The 16,199-nt window shown below is 37.2% G+C and carries 15 protein-coding genes; 10 read left to right on the top strand and 5 right to left on the bottom strand.

Translation table 11 applies throughout. The features are described 5' to 3' along the window. Positions 1–52 precede the first annotated feature (52 nt). Together ACLIBH_RS12505 and ACLIBH_RS12500 are read left to right on the top strand one after the other, a co-directional pair. Positions 53–280: a hypothetical protein gene (locus ACLIBH_RS12505; protein WP_439317046.1), complete on the top strand. Its 228-nt coding sequence runs from the start codon at positions 53–55 to the stop codon at positions 278–280. A gap of 73 nt (positions 281–353) precedes the next feature. Then, on the top strand, positions 354–1,661 hold the full coding sequence (locus ACLIBH_RS12500) for a DRTGG domain-containing protein (RefSeq protein WP_439317045.1): 1,308 nt from the start codon (positions 354–356) through the stop codon (positions 1,659–1,661). A 7-nt stretch (positions 1,662–1,668) separates the two neighbouring features. Here ACLIBH_RS12500 and ACLIBH_RS12495 read toward each other — a convergent pair whose 3' ends face one another. Then, positions 1,669–1,959 carry a YtpI family protein gene (locus ACLIBH_RS12495; RefSeq protein WP_439317044.1) on the bottom strand — a complete coding sequence of 97 codons (291 nt, stop codon included), beginning with the start codon at positions 1,957–1,959 and terminating at the stop codon, positions 1,669–1,671. A gap of 110 nt (positions 1,960–2,069) precedes the next feature. Here ACLIBH_RS12495 and ACLIBH_RS12490 point away from each other — a divergent pair, with 110 nt between their 5' ends. Continuing rightward, positions 2,070–3,020, top strand: a complete 951-nt coding sequence (locus tag ACLIBH_RS12490; RefSeq protein ID WP_439317043.1) for a DHH family phosphoesterase — start codon at positions 2,070–2,072, stop codon at positions 3,018–3,020. Positions 3,021–3,077: 57 nt separating this feature from the next. On the opposite strand, the gene ACLIBH_RS12485 is transcribed toward ACLIBH_RS12490, so the two are convergent. The 3 genes from ACLIBH_RS12485 to ACLIBH_RS12475 form a co-directional block, all read right to left on the bottom strand. Next, positions 3,078–3,266, bottom strand: a complete 189-nt coding sequence (locus ACLIBH_RS12485; RefSeq protein ID WP_439317042.1) for a hypothetical protein — start codon at positions 3,264–3,266, stop codon at positions 3,078–3,080. Positions 3,267–3,906: 640 nt separating this feature from the next. Continuing rightward, positions 3,907–4,410: a sporulation membrane protein YtrI gene (gene ytrI / locus ACLIBH_RS12480; RefSeq protein ID WP_439317041.1), complete on the bottom strand. Its 504-nt coding sequence runs from the start codon at positions 4,408–4,410 to the stop codon at positions 3,907–3,909. Next, on the bottom strand, positions 4,410–4,742 hold the full coding sequence (locus ACLIBH_RS12475; protein ID WP_439317040.1) for a YtrH family sporulation protein: 333 nt from the start codon (positions 4,740–4,742) through the stop codon (positions 4,410–4,412). The genes ytrI and ACLIBH_RS12475 overlap by 1 nt, the downstream gene beginning before the upstream one ends. A 416-nt stretch (positions 4,743–5,158) precedes the next feature. Between ACLIBH_RS12475 and dnaE the strand changes: the two genes are divergently transcribed. The 7 genes from dnaE to ACLIBH_RS12440 all read left to right on the top strand — a co-directional run bounded on the left by dnaE (position 5,159) and on the right by ACLIBH_RS12440 (position 15,178). Then, the gene (dnaE, locus tag ACLIBH_RS12470; RefSeq protein ID WP_439317039.1) at positions 5,159–8,518 is read left to right on the top strand and encodes a DNA polymerase III subunit alpha; all 3,360 of its coding nucleotides are present in this window, start codon (positions 5,159–5,161) and stop codon (positions 8,516–8,518) included. Positions 8,519–8,637: 119 nt separating this feature from the next. Next, the gene (locus tag ACLIBH_RS12465) at positions 8,638–9,873 is read left to right on the top strand and encodes an NAD(P)-dependent malic enzyme (RefSeq protein ID WP_439317038.1); all 1,236 of its coding nucleotides are present in this window, start codon (positions 8,638–8,640) and stop codon (positions 9,871–9,873) included. Between the two features lie 221 nt (positions 9,874–10,094). Next, complete coding sequence (gene accD, locus ACLIBH_RS12460; protein WP_439317037.1) at positions 10,095–10,952, top strand: acetyl-CoA carboxylase, carboxyltransferase subunit beta; 858 nt, start codon at positions 10,095–10,097, stop codon at positions 10,950–10,952. Beyond that, complete coding sequence (gene accA, locus ACLIBH_RS12455; RefSeq protein WP_439317036.1) at positions 10,949–11,908, top strand: acetyl-CoA carboxylase carboxyl transferase subunit alpha; 960 nt, start codon at positions 10,949–10,951, stop codon at positions 11,906–11,908. Before accD ends, accA begins: the two co-directional genes overlap by 4 nt. Positions 11,909–11,994: 86 nt before the next feature. Next, positions 11,995–12,954 (top strand): 6-phosphofructokinase, encoded by a 960-nt coding sequence (gene pfkA, locus ACLIBH_RS12450; protein ID WP_439317035.1) that lies wholly within the window; start codon positions 11,995–11,997, stop codon positions 12,952–12,954. A gap of 22 nt (positions 12,955–12,976) precedes the next feature. Beyond that, the gene (pyk, locus tag ACLIBH_RS12445) at positions 12,977–14,737 is read left to right on the top strand and encodes a pyruvate kinase (protein WP_439317034.1); all 1,761 of its coding nucleotides are present in this window, start codon (positions 12,977–12,979) and stop codon (positions 14,735–14,737) included. A gap of 45 nt (positions 14,738–14,782) precedes the next feature. Continuing rightward, positions 14,783–15,178, top strand: a complete 396-nt coding sequence (locus ACLIBH_RS12440; RefSeq protein WP_439317033.1) for an FxsA family protein — start codon at positions 14,783–14,785, stop codon at positions 15,176–15,178. A 4-nt stretch (positions 15,179–15,182) separates the two neighbouring features. Here ACLIBH_RS12440 and ytvI read toward each other — a convergent pair. After that, the coding region (gene ytvI, locus ACLIBH_RS12435; protein ID WP_439317032.1) for a sporulation integral membrane protein YtvI at positions 15,183–16,199 on the bottom strand (1,017 nt) is incomplete at its 5' end.

Genomic DNA, 16,199 nt, shown 5'->3' with positions numbered 1-16,199 from the left:
GTGCAATCATATAAATGTATATATAAGTAGTTTAAGGGAGGTAAAAAGCGGTATGTATCATTATGTTGTTTTGCGTTTATTGCTCGCTTGTTTTTTTCTTTACTTTGCATGGCCGTTTATTCCAAATGCTGTCACAATGGTAGAGCGAATTTTTTGGGGAGGCTGGCTAGGCTTTTTCATGCTTGTTATAGGTGCGAATTTAGCTACACTTTTAAAAATGACTGTACCTCCAATTATGGAACAGAATAGAAAAAATAAAAAACAGACACATAATTATTGAGGTTTTACCGAATAAACTGTATAATAACAGTACGAAAAATGACTAGTACAGTTGAAAGTCGGTGAGTATACCAATGGCAACAAAGCATGAACAAATTATTCGGCATATTATGTCCTTAAGCGTTGGACATAAAATATCAGTAAGACAAATTGCAAAAGAATTAAATGTTAGTGATGGAACAGCGTATAGAGCGATTAAAGATGCGGAAAACCAAGGATTGGTAAGCACAATTGAGCGTGTTGGAACGATTCGGATTGAACGAAAAGAAAAAGAAAATTTTAAACGGCTAACGTTTGCAGAAGTAATTAATATTATAGATGGACAAGTATTAGGCGGCAAAGACGGCCTGCATAAAACTTTAAACAAATTTGTAATAGGTGCAATGCAACTTGAGGCTATGATGCGCTATACAGAGGCGGATTCATTATTAATTGTTGGGAACAGAGTTAAAGCACACGAACTTGCAATCAAGGCGGGGGCGGCTGTGTTAATCACCGGTGGCTTTGATACACTTGACCATATAAAAAGATTAGCGGATGATAAGCAGCTGCCAATTATTTCAACGAGCTACGATACGTTTACTGTTGCGGCAATGATAAATAGAGCTATTTACGATCAGCTTATTAAAAAGGAAATTATTCTCGTAAGAGATATATATACCCCTTACGATGAAGTACATCATTTGTATAATACAGATAAAGTTAAAGACTGGTATGTACTAAACGAATTGACAACGCATGCTAGATTTCCAGTTATTGACGAGAACAGCAAAGTAATCGGAATGGTGACATCAAAGGATGTTATTGGAAAAGATAAACAAATGCAGATTGATAAAGCGATGACGAAAAACCCGCTAGTCGTCCAAGCGAAAACATCATTAGCTTATGTCGCTCATATGATGGTTTGGGAAGGTATTGAAGTTGTACCAGTCGTCAATCAATCCAATGAACTGGAAGGGGTCGTTTCCCGTCAAGATGTTTTAAAGGCACTTAATCAAATGCAAAGACAACCACAAGTAGGAGAAACGATTGAAGATGTGATTTCAAAAAATATTAGGACGGTTGAGGGAGATCCGACAGCCTTTCAGATGGAAGTGACACCCCAAATGACAAGTCAGCTAGGGACGTTGTCATATGGGGTATTAACATCACTTATAACGGAAGCGAGCAGCCGGTTGCTTTTATATCTCAAAAAGGGAAAAATGGTAGTTGAAAGTTTAAACATTTACTTTATTGAGCCTGTTCAAATTGATAGCAAGATTACGATTAAGCCAGAATTACTCGATGCTGGACGTGTATATGCAAAGATAAATATTAATATTTATCTCGATCGAAAACTCGTAGGAAAAAGCATGCTGATGGCACAGTTAATGGACCGTTAGAAGGCTGTTAAGTATTAAGCTCTTTCCATTGTTTACGGTAAAATTTCGTTTCCTTCCAGCCGATAAACAATTGTAGCCCTCCAAGCACCATGAAAACAATCGCTACAAACAGTGAAAATTTAGTTTGATAGAAGATGTATTGGTTTATACCAAAGAAGAAGACAAAGCTACCAAGACATATACGAGATTTCGCATGAAAATATGCTTGCTCCAAGCGATCCTTGGATTTTACAATAGCAACTTTATAGTAAACATATAAAACAATAGAAAGTACAATTATTATTGGGAAAATAACCATTTAATCTACCCCTAGTTCATATTTTTTCTTTCTACATTGTAGCTTGTTTTTAGGAAAATAGCTATAAATTGATTGAGACACACGGATATATAGTAGATAGGAGCGGAAAAATGACGAAACAAAAAATCATCCAACAAATTAAACAGTACGATACGATTATTATTCATAGGCACGTTCGACCAGATGCAGATGCATATGGATCACAAGTGGGCTTAAAAGAAATATTAAAACAATCATTCCCTCAGAAAAAGGTGTATGCAGTAGGAGAAGAAGATTCTGCATTACATTTTTTAGCACGAATGGATAAGATTTCGGATGATTTATATAAAGAGGCACTCGTTATCGTTTGCGATACAGCTAACACCGCCCGAATTTCCGACCAAAGGTATTCATTAGGGAAGAAAATAATAAAGATAGATCACCACCCCAACCACGATCCTTACGGTGATTTATTATGGGTCGATACGAGTGCTAGCTCAACCAGTGAATTAATATACGAATTATACTTAAATGGTGTGCAAAATGGCTTGCAAATGAATGAAGAAGCTGCACGTCTCATATATGCCGGCATCGTAGGGGATACGGGTAGATTTTTATTCCCAAGTACAACTAAAAAAACATTTCGCTATGCTGCAGAGCTTGTTGCATTTCCATTTGATCGTGCTCGTTTATATGGTGAACTGTACACAATATCAGCCGACATTGCCCGGTTAAGAGGGTATATATTACAGCATTTCACGTTGAATAACTCAGGTGTCAGCTCAGTAAAACTAACAAAAGAAATATTAGAAAAATATAATGTAACTCCGATAGAAACCGGAAAGCTTGTGAGTGCGGTGAGTGATATAGAAGGCGTTCAAGCTTGGGTGTTTTTCATAGAGGAAGAAAACCTAATTCGCGTAAGGTTACGCTCAAAAGGACCGGTTATTAATGAATTAGCAGAAAAATATAATGGCGGAGGACATCCACTTGCAGCTGGTGCCTCTGTATCATCATGGGAAGAAGCAGACAAATTAATAAATGAATTGAATGACGTATGTCTTACATACACTCAATTGTAAAAGAAAATAAAATGTGCTAATTTCATCTACGGGAAATTAGCACATTATTTAAATCGTTTAAATGTTTTCATTAGGTGTAAACCAGCAGCCTCCGTTCGTATATTCTAGTTCTACATTTAATTCACTTTTATTAATGCCACGCTTGATTAAGCGAATTAGTTCACTTGACTCGGCATAAACAGAGCGACCCTGCTTTAATTGATTAATTTTTTCATCTCGCATCACTCTTCTATCTAATACAGTCATTAACCATCTTCCTTTCTTTGGAAAGTTCCACGTTAGTATATGTTTAGTTTATATAATAAATACAGGTGTCGCTATAACTTTTGTGAAATATTCAATAAATGTTCAATATTTGAATCAGTTTCATAATTTCTCACCGATATAAGAAATAGGGGCTTTTTGGTTGAGCTTGTAGAAAATGAGAAAGGCTTTCCAACACGAGCGAATGGAAGGTGGCAATTTCAACTGGTTTAGAATGAGGCTGCTGAAAAACTGTCGTTATTTTGAACAAAGTCTTTTTGTTATCCGGCTAAAAACTAGTGTTTGAGGATTATTTCATCGGCCCCGCGTACAACGGAGAGGCTCACCAATTACCCGTGGAAAATGAGTATATTCTATGAGTGGAAATGGTAGAACTTTTTCTTTACCCATTATTTTTTGAATACTCGACAAAGGTTCTAAAATGCAAAAAAAAGAAAGCATCTCCCCAACTCGATTGAAGAATACCGAACGACTTGAGGGAATACTCCGCATAATCATATTTCGACGACCTAATTATTTAATATCCACAATTATAGTATGATGATTAGTTTATACATGCTTGCGTTTAAAATTGGCTTTCGTTCTCTAGAAATTCTGTTTAAAATAAAATCAATCGTAGTAGCTAATTGGAAATCTTGGCCTTTAAAGTAATTTTTACTCGTTTTGAAATTGACAATTTTATCACTTCAAAATAATAAGTGAAGTCATCGATGGAGAATGCTTTGTTTTCAATTGTTGAAATTAATAGTTCATCATTTTCTGAAACTGTATGAATATCTCGTCCAACAATATGGTTGATTTCTTCCTTAATTAAAACTTCAAATTGATGTGTAATTAACCGATCAAATCTTAAATCCGTTGCATTTGAGATGGTAATGTCAATTGACTCGATCGTTAGGGCGTTTTTTGATTTTTCATCTAGGTCCTTTTTGTCCTGCAGCAAAGCTTCGTTTTGTGATTCGAGCTCGGATAGCTTGAGCTGAATCTCCAAGTTTTCTTCTAACAATTGTTCATACATCGTTCCATACATTAAAATAAAGATAAAGTAAGATAGTACACTGCCAAATAAAATGCCAACAAAGAAGTACTGCCAGGATTTATTCTTGTAATATGGAGGAATATGCATTAACTCATATCCTCCTGGGTGAGCCAGCTAATAATTGTGACAGCTGTTTTCACACCTCCCATTGCAGCTAGGATAAATAGTACTTGTTTTAGTAAATCCAACGTCGTACCATCAAATAAGCCTTTTTGGAAGTTTTCGATTGCATCAAACGTACCACCAATGGCAGCAACGATCGCCCAAATTTGCAGTCCTTTTGCAATTCGCACCATTGCTGTTAATGGTGCATCACCAGTAGCGAAAGCACCAATACTCCCTATAATAGCTCCACCGATAATTACTCCAAAAGCAATAAAATAACAATGAATAAATGTTGAAAAAAAACGCTCTTCCATACAATTCTCTCCTTACAATTAAAGGGTAAGCGCCGTTGCTACACAACTAATCGTTTATCTATATTTATGTAGAGACTGGACAAGATATGCTTCGGTTTAAGAGGTATGAGTAAAATGGTTGTTGGAGAACATATAAACAATTTGTAGTAATTTGCATTATTTAGTAAGAATATAGCCTTTGCACCAGCTCTGCCTAATTATTAATCGATTAACAATCACTGTACTTCTTAGCGAGCATAGGTTAACAGCAGTATCCGTAGCGGACAAAAATTTAATTAATCAATACAAAAAGGGTATTGTTCAAGCTTTTAAATACCGAACCACAAATACGTGACTTACCGTTTAGAAGGAGAAACATGCATAGTACAGCTTGTTTCGCTATAATAAGAATAGTGATCGTAAAGGTGGTACGTTTGATGTCTTTTACACATTTACAAGTACACAGTGGCTATAGTTTGCTTACGAGTACGATCGTAATTGATAAACTCGTTCAAAAAGCGAAAAATCTTGGTTTTCATTCTCTTGCACTAACCGACGAGCAAGTATTATATGGGGCGGTATCTTTCTATCAAGCATGTCGAAAAGAAGGGATAAGTCCCATCATTGGAATGACAGTAAATGTTTTATATGAAAAAGAGCTTGTATCATGTGTTTTACTTGCCAAAAATAACACGGGCTATTACGACTTAATACAACTAAGCTCCTATATTCAAAGGCAGGAAGAAACACAAATTGAATTCAGTGAAATTGCAAAATATACTAATCAATTAAAATGCATTTTACCGATTTGCACCCATCCATATTTACAAAATCTATTAGAAAAACAATTATACGATCAAGCTCATTTATACTATGCGGAGTGGCAAAAGAAATTTTCAAAAACGGATGTCTACTTAGGTGTTCAACATCATGGATCGGCATGGCAACACGCATTAAACGAAAAAGCAAAGGCTTTTCAGTTACGATATGATGACATTTTATTTGTAGCTTTGAATGACGTGCGTTATTTGGAAGAACGAGATAAAGTGGCATACGATTGCTTGCTTGCAATAAAAGCCGGTGAACAATGGACACATAATGCTAAAGATGAATTGTATAAAAATCGGCATTTACGATCGGAAGAAGAAATGGCTCAACTGTTTGCTCATTGGCCAGAAGTAATTGAAGCAACAGAAATTTTGGCAAATGAATGTAATGTAGAGCTTGAATTTGATAAACAAGTGCTTCCTGCATTTCCTGTAGAAGAACCGATGGATGCCGATAGTTATTTGGAAAAGTTGTGCTGGGAAAATGCAAACGAACTTTTTCAGCCATTAGATCAGCAAGTACGTGAACGACTCGCTAATGAATTAGAAGTTATTCAAACGATGGGGTTCAGTGACTATTTTTTAATCGTAGCTGATTTTGTAGCTTTTGCAAAAGGACAAGGTATATTTGTAGGTCCAGGACGAGGCTCTGCTGCAGGTTCGTTAGTTGCATATGTGCTCGGCATTACAAATGTAAATCCATTGAAATACGGTTTACTGTTTGAACGGTTTTTGAATTCGGAACGCGTTTCTTTACCAGACATTGATATTGATTTCTCTGACTATCGACGAGATGAAGTAATTAATTATGTCCGTGATAAATATGGGGTCGAGCGTGTCGCACAAATTATTACTTTTGGAACGTATGCTGCGCGTTCTATTGTGAGAGATTTAATTAAAACGATGAATATAAATAGTCAGGACGCTGCTTTTATTTTGAAACATATTCCTATACAAGGATCGAAACCATTGAAGGAATACATCGACATGTCGAACGAATTAAAATCGTATATTAAGCAATCCAATGAATTGCGGACGTTATTTTTAATTGCGTTAACACTTGAAGGAATTCCGAGACATATATCTACACACGCAGCTGGAATAGTAATTACAGAAAAACCACTCATTCACCATGTACCGTTACTAAAAGGGGCGAATGAAACATATGTAACCCAATTTGCAATGAATGATCTTGAGGCAATTGGACTTTTGAAAATTGATTTACTCGGCTTGAAAAACTTAACATTGTTAGAGCAAATTATCCGATCCATACAAAGGCTGGAAAATAGGCAAGTTGATCTCGCAGCTATTCCGTTAGAAGATGAGAAGACATTTCACTTGTTACAGCTAGGAAGGACGAATGGTGTTTTTCAATTTGAATCACAAGGTATGAAGCAAGTGCTTCAAAGATTAAAGCCAGATGGATTTGAAGACCTTGTTGCTGTAAATGCACTATATCGTCCGGGTCCAATGGACTTTATAACAACGTACATTAATCGAAAGCATAAAAAAGAAACCGTTACTTATTTACATCCCGACTTGGAGCCGATATTAAGCAAGACGTACGGTGTTCTTATTTATCAAGAGCAAATAATGTTAATTGCTCATACATTTGCAGGATTTACATACGGACAGGCAGACCTATTGCGCCGTGCAGTTAGTAAAAAACAAAAAAATGTAATGGAGGAGCAACGAAAGGCTTTTATTAATGGTTGTTTGAATAATGGGTATCGACATGAAGTAGCAGCAGAAGTTTTTTCATGGATAATGAAATTCTCAGATTACGGATTTAATCGAAGTCATGCAGTCGCTTACAGCAAAATCGCGTATCAGCTTGCATACTTAAAGGCGAATTTCCCTGTTCATTTTTTTGCGGAGTTATTAAGTGGGTCGATTAACCAACAGGAAAAAGTCCACCTATACATTAAAGAACTGCGTGAAAGAAACATAGTCGTAAAACAACCTTCTATTAATTATAGCTTTGGCAGATTTACTGTTGAACGAGATGCAGTACGAATTGGATTATCTTTAATTAAAGGAATTGGCAATCAAGTAATTAAGGAAATTGTTCGTGTGCGGAAGCAAGGTCTATTTAAAGATCTTTTTGACTTTTGTGTTCGCACGTCACCAAAGATTGTTAATCGCTCCGCAATTGAACTTTTAATACGAGCAGGAGCATTTGATGAAACCTATTCTAATCGAGCAAGTCTTTTAGCATCACTTGATCAAGCAATGGAACGTGGAGAATTATTTGGAGATTTACATACACAAGGTAGTTTGTTTGAAAGTATGACCGACCTTGAAGCAGAATATGTTGAAATCGATGATTTTAATCAAACAAAAAAACTGACAGATGAAAAAGAATTGCTCGGAATTTACGTATCAAGTCATCCACTAGGTATTTACCGAAAACAATTGCAAGCGAATGGATATGTATCGATTCAAAAAGGTAGAAAAGGAAACCGGAAACAAAAGGCAATTGTTGTAGTTCAATCAATCAAAACGATTCGGACAAAACGAGGAGATCGAATGGCTTTTTTAACTATCGGGGACGAAACAGATGAAATGGATGCGGTCGTTTTTCCTGAAGTGTATCGAAAGGCGTATCAATTATTGGAGGAAGGGTCCTCGGTGGAAATAGAAGGAAGTGTTGTTGAACGGAACAATCGTGTACAATGGGTGATTGACATGATAACTCTGTTTGATAATTCGCGATTAGAAAAGGAAAGCAACTATCAACTTTTTATTAAAATTTTGGAAAAAAACAGTACACATATTTTACAAGTTATTCAACAGGTGGCCGAAATTTTCCCGGGAAATACTCCAGTTATCGTGTATAATCAAGAGCAGAATAAAACATATCAGTTAGGAAAACAGTATGATGTTGCTGCTGATAAAGAGGCAATCACTTTATTAAAAAAGGAAGTTGGAACAGAAAATGTTGTATTAAAAAAACAAACAGAGGAATGACATAACAATACTTTACAGCAACAATCCATTTGTTATAATTAAATAGTTAAGTGGTCTGATTTATCTGTAAAGTAGACAAAAATGAACTGTAAGTTTTAAAATAAAGGAGCGGTATGTGAATGGCAAATTTAAGAGATGAAGCATTACATATTCATAAAATTAATAAAGGGAAGCTGCAGTTGCAGCCTAAGGTACCGGTACGAAATGCAAACGATTTAAGTCTTGCATACTCTCCAGGTGTAGCCGAACCATGTAAAGAAATATATGATCGAAAAGAAACAGTCTACGATTATACAATGAAAGGCAACATGGTAGCTGTCGTTAGTGATGGCTCTGCTGTATTAGGATTAGGAAATATTGGGCCTGAAGCTGCGCTGCCAGTTATGGAGGGCAAGGCAGTATTATTTAAGAGTTTTGCAGGAGTAGATTCATTCCCAATCTGTTTAGATACAAACGATGTCGATGAAATAGTACAAACCGTAAAATTAATGGAACCTACCTTTGGTGGGGTTAATTTAGAAGATATTGCTGCACCAAATTGTTTTGAAATTGAAGAACGATTGAAAAAAGAAACAAATATTCCAATCTTTCATGATGACCAACATGGAACGGCTATTGTAACTGTAGCTGGATTAATTAATGCACTGAAGCTTGTTGGAAAAACGTTTTCAGATATTAAGGTTGTAGCAAATGGTGCAGGAGCAGCCGGGATTGCAATTATTCGTTTACTAATTAGCTTTGGTGTTCGTGATATCGTTATGTGTGACTCAAGAGGTGCGATTTACGAAGGCAGACCTTACGGAATGAACGAAGTAAAAGAAGAAGTGGCAAAATTAACAAATAAAGATAAAAAAGAAGGATCACTTGAACAAGTGTTGGAAGGCGCCGACGTATTTATAGGCGTATCTGTTGGAGGAATTCTTACTCCAGAAATGATTAAGAAAATGGATGAAGATCCGATCATATTTGCTATGGCAAATCCAGACCCAGAAGTTTTACCGCAAGTAGCTAAAGAGGCAGGGGCCAAAATCATTGGAACTGGTCGATCTGATTTTCCGAATCAAGTAAACAATGTACTCGCCTTTCCAGGTATTTTTAGAGGTGCACTTGATGTACGTGCTACGAGAATTAATGAAAAAATGAAAGTAGCAGCAGCTGAAGCAATTGCTTCTTTAATTGATGAAAGTGAGCTACATGCAGATTACGTTATTCCAGCACCATTTGATCCACGCGTAGCTCCCATTGTGGCCTCAAGTGTTGCACGCGTAGCGATGGAATCAGGCGTCGCACGGATTGATGTAGACCTGGAGAAAATAGCTGAAAAAACTAGGAAACTTACACAGATTGATGAATAACATAAAAGAGCGAAGTTAATATTTGTTTGTTCGCTATGATTTTTTAAAAAGTAAGTATAAAAAGAAAAACAGTAAAAAGGTATATAATAGCATTTATTTATTTTATTCTACTTAGTCTAATGCTTATGTGTATGTGTAGCGATCCTATATAGTGAGAAGAACGGTGTCATTTATTAAATCAAATGGTGGATACGTTTTTCCAATAAAGGAGGAGTAAAGGCTTGCTTAAAAAAATATTTCGAAACAAAAGGTATGCGTCCGTTCCGAATGAACAATCCAAACAAGAAGTACCTGAAGGGCTCATGAAAAAATGCGCAGAGTGTAATAAAATTTATTACCGTAAAGAAGTAGAAAAAAACATCCATGTTTGTCCGAATTGCGATTATCATTATCCATTAAATGCGTGGGAACGAATAAATAGCTTGTTTGACGAAGGGTCGTTTGAAGAATGGGACAAGCGTTTATCGTCCAAAAATCCACTCGGTTTTCCTGGCTACTTGGATAAATTGGAAAAGGACAAGCAAAAAACAGGGCTTGAAGAAGCAATTGTTACTGGTAAAGGTTCAATAGATGGACATTTTACAGCTTTTGCTGTTATGGATGCTAGCTTTCGAATGGGAAGCATGGGTTCTGTTGTTGGGGAAAAAATTGCACGCGCGATCGAGAGAGCGAACAAGGAATCTATTCCATTCATTATCTTTACTGCGTCAGGGGGCGCACGTATGCAGGAAGGTGTACTAAGCTTAATGCAGATGGCTAAAACATCTGTAGCTATCGACCGTTTTTCGGAAGCTGGCGGCTTAATGATTTCTGTTATGACACACCCTACTACCGGTGGAGTTTCGGCGAGCTTTGCTTCTGTAGGAGATTATAATTTTGCAGAACCAAAAGCGCTTATTGGATTTGCTGGAAGGCGTATTATTGAGCAAACCATTCGTGAGAAGCTACCAGATGATTTTCAAACAGCTGAGTTTTTACTCAAGCATGGTCAGCTTGATAAGGTGGTTCACCGTCATGAAATGAAACAGTTATTAACAACGCTTCTTAAGATGCATGAAAGAGGAGGGGTGTCGTTATGAAACAAATACTCGAGTTTGAGAAACCAATTGTTAATTTAAAAGATAAGATTGTAGAACTAAAGAAAATATCTAAAGATAGTGAAATTGATTTATCTGAAGAAATTAGTACGTTGGAAAATAGATTAAGTATTCTTGAAGATGATATATATTCTAATTTAAGGCCTTGGAATCGTGTTCAAATGGCGCGTCATCAGGAACGGCCAACAACACTTGATTATGTGGAACATATTTTTACTGATTTCATTGAATTTCACGGAGATCGTTATTATGGAGATGACGAAGCAATTGTAGCAGGAGTCGCTTTTTATAAAGATAACCCAGTAACGGTGATCGGTCATCAACGAGGGAAGGCGACGAAGGAAAATATTCGTCGTAATTTTGGTATGCCTCACCCAGAAGGCTACCGGAAAGCATTGCGCCATATGAAACAAGCAGAAAAGTTTCAGCGACCGATTATTTGTTTTATTGATACGAAAGGAGCTTATCCAGGAAAGGCAGCTGAGGAACGTGGCCAAAGTGAAGCAATCGCAAAGAACCTCGTCGAAATGGCTGGCCTAAAAGTTCCGGTGGTTTGTATCGTAATTGGTGAAGGCGGAAGCGGGGGTGCTTTAGGGCTTGGAGTTGGCGATCATATACATATGCTTGAAAACTCTACATATTCTGTAATATCACCTGAAGGTGCTGCAGCGTTATTATGGAAGGATGCTAGCCTAGCTCAAAAAGCTGCGGAAACGATGAAAATAACATCTTATGATTTAAAAGAATTCCGTGTAATTGATACAATTATCCCTGAACCAAAAGGGGGCGCACATCGAAACATAGAGGCGCAGGCAAAGGAAATTGATCAAGTGCTAGAGCAGTCTTTGCATACTTTAAATAACTACTCAGTTGAAGAGTTGTTGGAAAAAAGATGGCAAAAATATAGTCAGATAGGAGATTATACAGAGTCTGAATAGTTGTGTGTACGTATAGAGGTTGACTGGTGTCAGCCTCTTGATTATTCTATTACAGGGACAGAGTTAAACAAAAACGGGGTGAAAATATGAAGCGAATAGCTGTGTTAACGAGTGGTGGCGATGCGCCCGGTATGAATGCTTCTATCCGAGCGGTCGTTCGTAAAGCAATATATCATAGTATAGAAGTATTTGGAGTGTATAATGGGTATCAAGGGCTAATCGAAGGAAATATGCAAAAAATGGAGCTCGGTTCAGTAGGTGATATTATCCATCGTGGAGGAACGATTTTACGCTCAGCTAGATGCGAACAATTCGTAACAGATGAAGGTCAATGGAAAGCGATCGAACAATTGAAAAAAAATAAAGTCGACGGATTAATCGTAATTGGTGGTGACGGTAGTATTCGAGGAGCGCAGAAATTAACTGAAAAAGGTTTTCTGTGCATTGGAATTCCAGCAACGATTGATAATGATATAGCCGGTACAGACTTTACGATTGGATTTGATACAGCGTTAAACACTATTATTGAAGCGATTGATAAAATACGCGATACTGCTACATCGCACGAGCGTACATATATAATTGAGGTAATGGGAAGAGATGCAGGAGATTTAGCTCTATGGTCTGGTTTAGCTGACGGGGCTGAAAGTATTTTAATCCCGGAATATACAGAAAGCTTCGAAGAGGTCATTGACCGTTTGCAGCGAGGTCATGAACGTGGGAAACGACATAGCATCATTATATTAGCAGAAGGCGTAGGCAGTGGCTTTAATTACGGTAAGCGGATTCAGGAAGCTACGAATATGGAAACGCGAGTCACAGTTTTAGGGTATATTCAACGTGGCGGCTCTCCAACAGCAGCTGATCGTGTCCTGGCTAGCCGGTTAGGGGCTAAAGCAGTCGATCTCTTACTCAACGGAAAAAATGGAAGGATGGTCGGATTGCAACATAACGCTGTAATCGATCACCCAATCTTACAAGTGTTAGAAAAAGAAAACCAATTAAATAAAGAAATGTATGAACTATCGAAGGAACTGTCTATTTAAATGAAGGAAAGGGGTTATCGTTTTGAGAAAAACAAAAATCGTTTGTACAATTGGACCTGCATCCGAGTCAATTGAAACATTAACACGTTTAATGGAGGCTGGGATGAATGTTGCCCGCTTAAACTTTTCACATGGAGACTACGATGAACATCGAGAACGGATTAAAAATATTAGAAATGCTGCTAAACAGACAGGTAAAACGATTGCAATACTATTAGATACGAAAGGGCCAGAGATACGTACAGGGTCATTTATTAATGGCGAGGCCGAAATAAAAAAAGATCAGCCCCTCTCTATTTGTATGAATGAGGTAGCAGGTACGGATGAGCGTTTTTCTGTTACGTATGATCAGCTAATCAACGATGTACATGTTGGTTCGAAAATCTTACTCGATGACGGATTAATCGAACTGGAAGTTGTTTCGATTGATAAAGCGAACAACGAAATTAAAACAAAAGCATTAAACGCTGGGATTATAAAGAACAAAAAAGGGGTAAATGTACCTAATGTAAAGGTGAACTTACCTGGAATAACAGAAAAAGATGCAAACGACATAATGTTTGGCATTGAGCAAGGTGTCGATTTTATAGCAGCATCCTTTGTACGACGTGCTTCAGACGTACTTGAAATAAAAGAATTGCTAGAAGAACATCACGCTACACATATCCATGTTATCTCAAAAATTGAAAATGCTGAAGGCGTAGAAAACATAGATAACATATTGGAAGTAAGTAATGGCATAATGGTAGCACGCGGAGACTTAGGTGTTGAAATTCCAGCAGAAGACGTCCCACTCGTCCAAAAACAATTAATTACGAAATGTAATACGTTTGGCAAACCAGTAATAACGGCTACTCAGATGCTAGACTCTATGCAATGGAATCCCCGCCCGACTCGAGCAGAAGCTTCAGACGTTGCCAACGCAATATTTGATGGTACAGATGCAATCATGCTTTCTGGAGAAACGGCGGCTGGCGATTATCCAGTAGAATCGGTCCAAACAATGAGCAGTATAGCTGTCAAAACAGAAACGGCTTTGGATCATCATTTAATTTTAAAAAATAGATCGAAATCAGTAGATATGACTATAACGGATGGTATTAGTCAATCTGTAACACATACAGCTAAAAACTTGAATGTAGGCGCAATTATTACACCAACCGAGAGCGGTCATACGGCACGTATGATTGCAAAATATCGTCCGAAAGCACCAATTGTTGCCGTTACTTTCTCTGACACAGTAAACAGGCAGTTGTCTTTAGTGTGGGGAGTGTATGCGGTCCAAGGGACAGAAGCGAAATCTACAGATGAAATGCTCGATATTGCAATTGATCGAGGCTTAAGTACAAAACTGTTTCATCGCGGCAGTAAAGTTATTATTACAGCGGGAGTTCCTGTTGGAGAAAGCGGGACGACTAATTTAATGAAAGTACATGTTATTGGGGATGTTGTTGCAAAAGGACAAGGAATTGGAAGAAGAAGCGCCTATGGTCGTGCAGTAGTTGCAACAGACTCAAAAGATGCTATCCAAAAAGTGAAAGCCGGAGATATTCTTGTAACAATAGGTACGGATCGAGATATGATGGAAGCAATTAAGAAAGTAAGTGGAATTATTACAGTAGAAGGTGGCTTAACATCACACGCCGCAGTTGTCGGTTTAAGTCTTGGTATTCCGGTTATTGTCGGGGTTGATAACGCGATTGAAGCGATTAAAGATGGAGAAGATATAACGATAGACGGTGTCACTGGTGAAATCCACCAAGGACATGCAAGTGTATTATAAAAAATGTTGTTGAATTTAAACCCCATGCGGAAAGGGTGAACACCTATGAGGTGGTTAGTTCCTGCTTTAATAGTTGTACCAGCACTTGAAATTGGCGTTTTTATTTGGGCGGGAGGTTGGATTGGCCCATGGTGGGTAGTGGCTTTAATTATTTTAACTGGTATCATCGGGATTGCTTTTGCACGTCAGCAAGGAATAAAAGTGTGGAAGCGGGCGATGGAATCAATGAGCAGACACCAAGCGCCTGGAAACGAAATTATCGACGGTATTTGTATATTGATTGGTGCAATTTTTCTATTTACACCCGGATTTATAACAGACGTTGTAGGCTTCCTTCTCGTACTACCATGGACGAGAGGGTCTTTTAAAGTAATTGTATTGAATTGGCTAACGTATTACATGGCTAAAAATAGAGGGAAAATAATTTATCGTAAATGGTAATACATTATCCTTTTATAAAGTTTCCTATTTGTGTTAGTAATCCTGCTTGATAGCATGCGCCTAAACAAATTAGTATGAGTGGGCTTATTAAAATACCAGCAATTCCCCACAGCTGATAGCCGATAAACAAGACGACTAATGCAAATAACGGGTGTATGCCTATTTGAGAGGATACCATTTTGGGCTCAAGAATTTGACGGATAATAACAATTATTACGTAAAGTGAAGATAAATAAATCGTTAATTCGTATTGTTGATCTAGAAATAAGTATAAAATCCATGGAATAAATAAAAAGCCAACACCAATATAAGGTATCAGGTCGATAATCATAACGATGATTGTTATCGTAAGTACATGCTGAACACCTATAATCGCCAATCCAACAAAAATTAGAACACCAGTTATTAGTACGAGAAGTAGCTGTGCAACGAAAAATCCTGTAAATGCTTTTTTAAAATGCATTGTATAATGCGATATATTTATAAAACCTGGTACGAGCTGGTTTATAAAACCGCTTAATCGCTTCCAGTCTTGCAATATTAAAAAAGTACCAATAAAAATAATTAAAACTATGCCCGCTGAATGGGGAAAAGTAGATAATAGTGCAGGTATTTTTAATAAACTTGCTTGTAAAAAGCTTGTACCGGTTGATGCAATAGTATTAAGTAGCGATTGAAAATAATCTTCAAACGTTGCTTGATATGATGCGTCTAACGAATGAATAAACATCGTAATCTTATTATATACAGGATAAACAAATCCTTCTAACAACAATTGGAATTGGAGGAACAACTCTTTCATATACACCGGTGCTTTTTCTGCTAACATCGTTGACCCTTGGAGCACTTCTGAGACAACGAGTGCTATGATGCTCATAAAACAAATAATAACTAAAAATAATACCGTGCAAATTGCCACATATCGAGGAAGTCTCCACTTATTCTCAATGTAATTAACAAACGGATTTAAGATTATAGAAACGATAATTGCAATTAAAAAAGGGTATAAAAATATAAAAGC

It is taken from the genome of Virgibacillus sp. W0430 (assembly GCF_051846935.1).
Taxonomy (GTDB): Bacteria; Bacillota; Bacilli; order Bacillales; family Amphibacillaceae; genus JBPYCR01.
Note: the sequence above shows the minus strand (reverse complement) of the source record. Positions and strands in the feature narration are given on the sequence as shown.

Excerpts from the sequence above, each read along its gene's own strand:
- ACLIBH_RS12505 (WP_439317046.1), top strand. The coding sequence starts at position 53 with ATGTATCATTATGTTGTTTTGCGTTTATTGCTCGCTTGTTTTTTTCTT.
- ACLIBH_RS12500 (WP_439317045.1), top strand. The coding sequence starts at position 354 with ATGGCAACAAAGCATGAACAAATTATTCGGCATATTATGTCCTTAAGC.
- ACLIBH_RS12495 (WP_439317044.1), bottom strand. The coding sequence starts at position 1,959 with ATGGTTATTTTCCCAATAATAATTGTACTTTCTATTGTTTTATATGTT.
- ACLIBH_RS12490 (WP_439317043.1), top strand. The coding sequence starts at position 2,070 with ATGACGAAACAAAAAATCATCCAACAAATTAAACAGTACGATACGATT.
- ACLIBH_RS12485 (WP_439317042.1), bottom strand. The coding sequence starts at position 3,266 with ATGACTGTATTAGATAGAAGAGTGATGCGAGATGAAAAAATTAATCAA.
- ytrI (WP_439317041.1), bottom strand. The coding sequence starts at position 4,410 with ATGCATATTCCTCCATATTACAAGAATAAATCCTGGCAGTACTTCTTT.
- ACLIBH_RS12475 (WP_439317040.1), bottom strand. The coding sequence starts at position 4,742 with ATGGAAGAGCGTTTTTTTTCAACATTTATTCATTGTTATTTTATTGCT.
- dnaE (WP_439317039.1), top strand. The coding sequence starts at position 5,159 with ATGTCTTTTACACATTTACAAGTACACAGTGGCTATAGTTTGCTTACG.
- ACLIBH_RS12465 (WP_439317038.1), top strand. The coding sequence starts at position 8,638 with ATGGCAAATTTAAGAGATGAAGCATTACATATTCATAAAATTAATAAA.
- accA (WP_439317036.1), top strand. The coding sequence starts at position 10,949 with ATGAAACAAATACTCGAGTTTGAGAAACCAATTGTTAATTTAAAAGAT.
- pfkA (WP_439317035.1), top strand. The coding sequence starts at position 11,995 with ATGAAGCGAATAGCTGTGTTAACGAGTGGTGGCGATGCGCCCGGTATG.
- ACLIBH_RS12440 (WP_439317033.1), top strand. The coding sequence starts at position 14,783 with ATGAGGTGGTTAGTTCCTGCTTTAATAGTTGTACCAGCACTTGAAATT.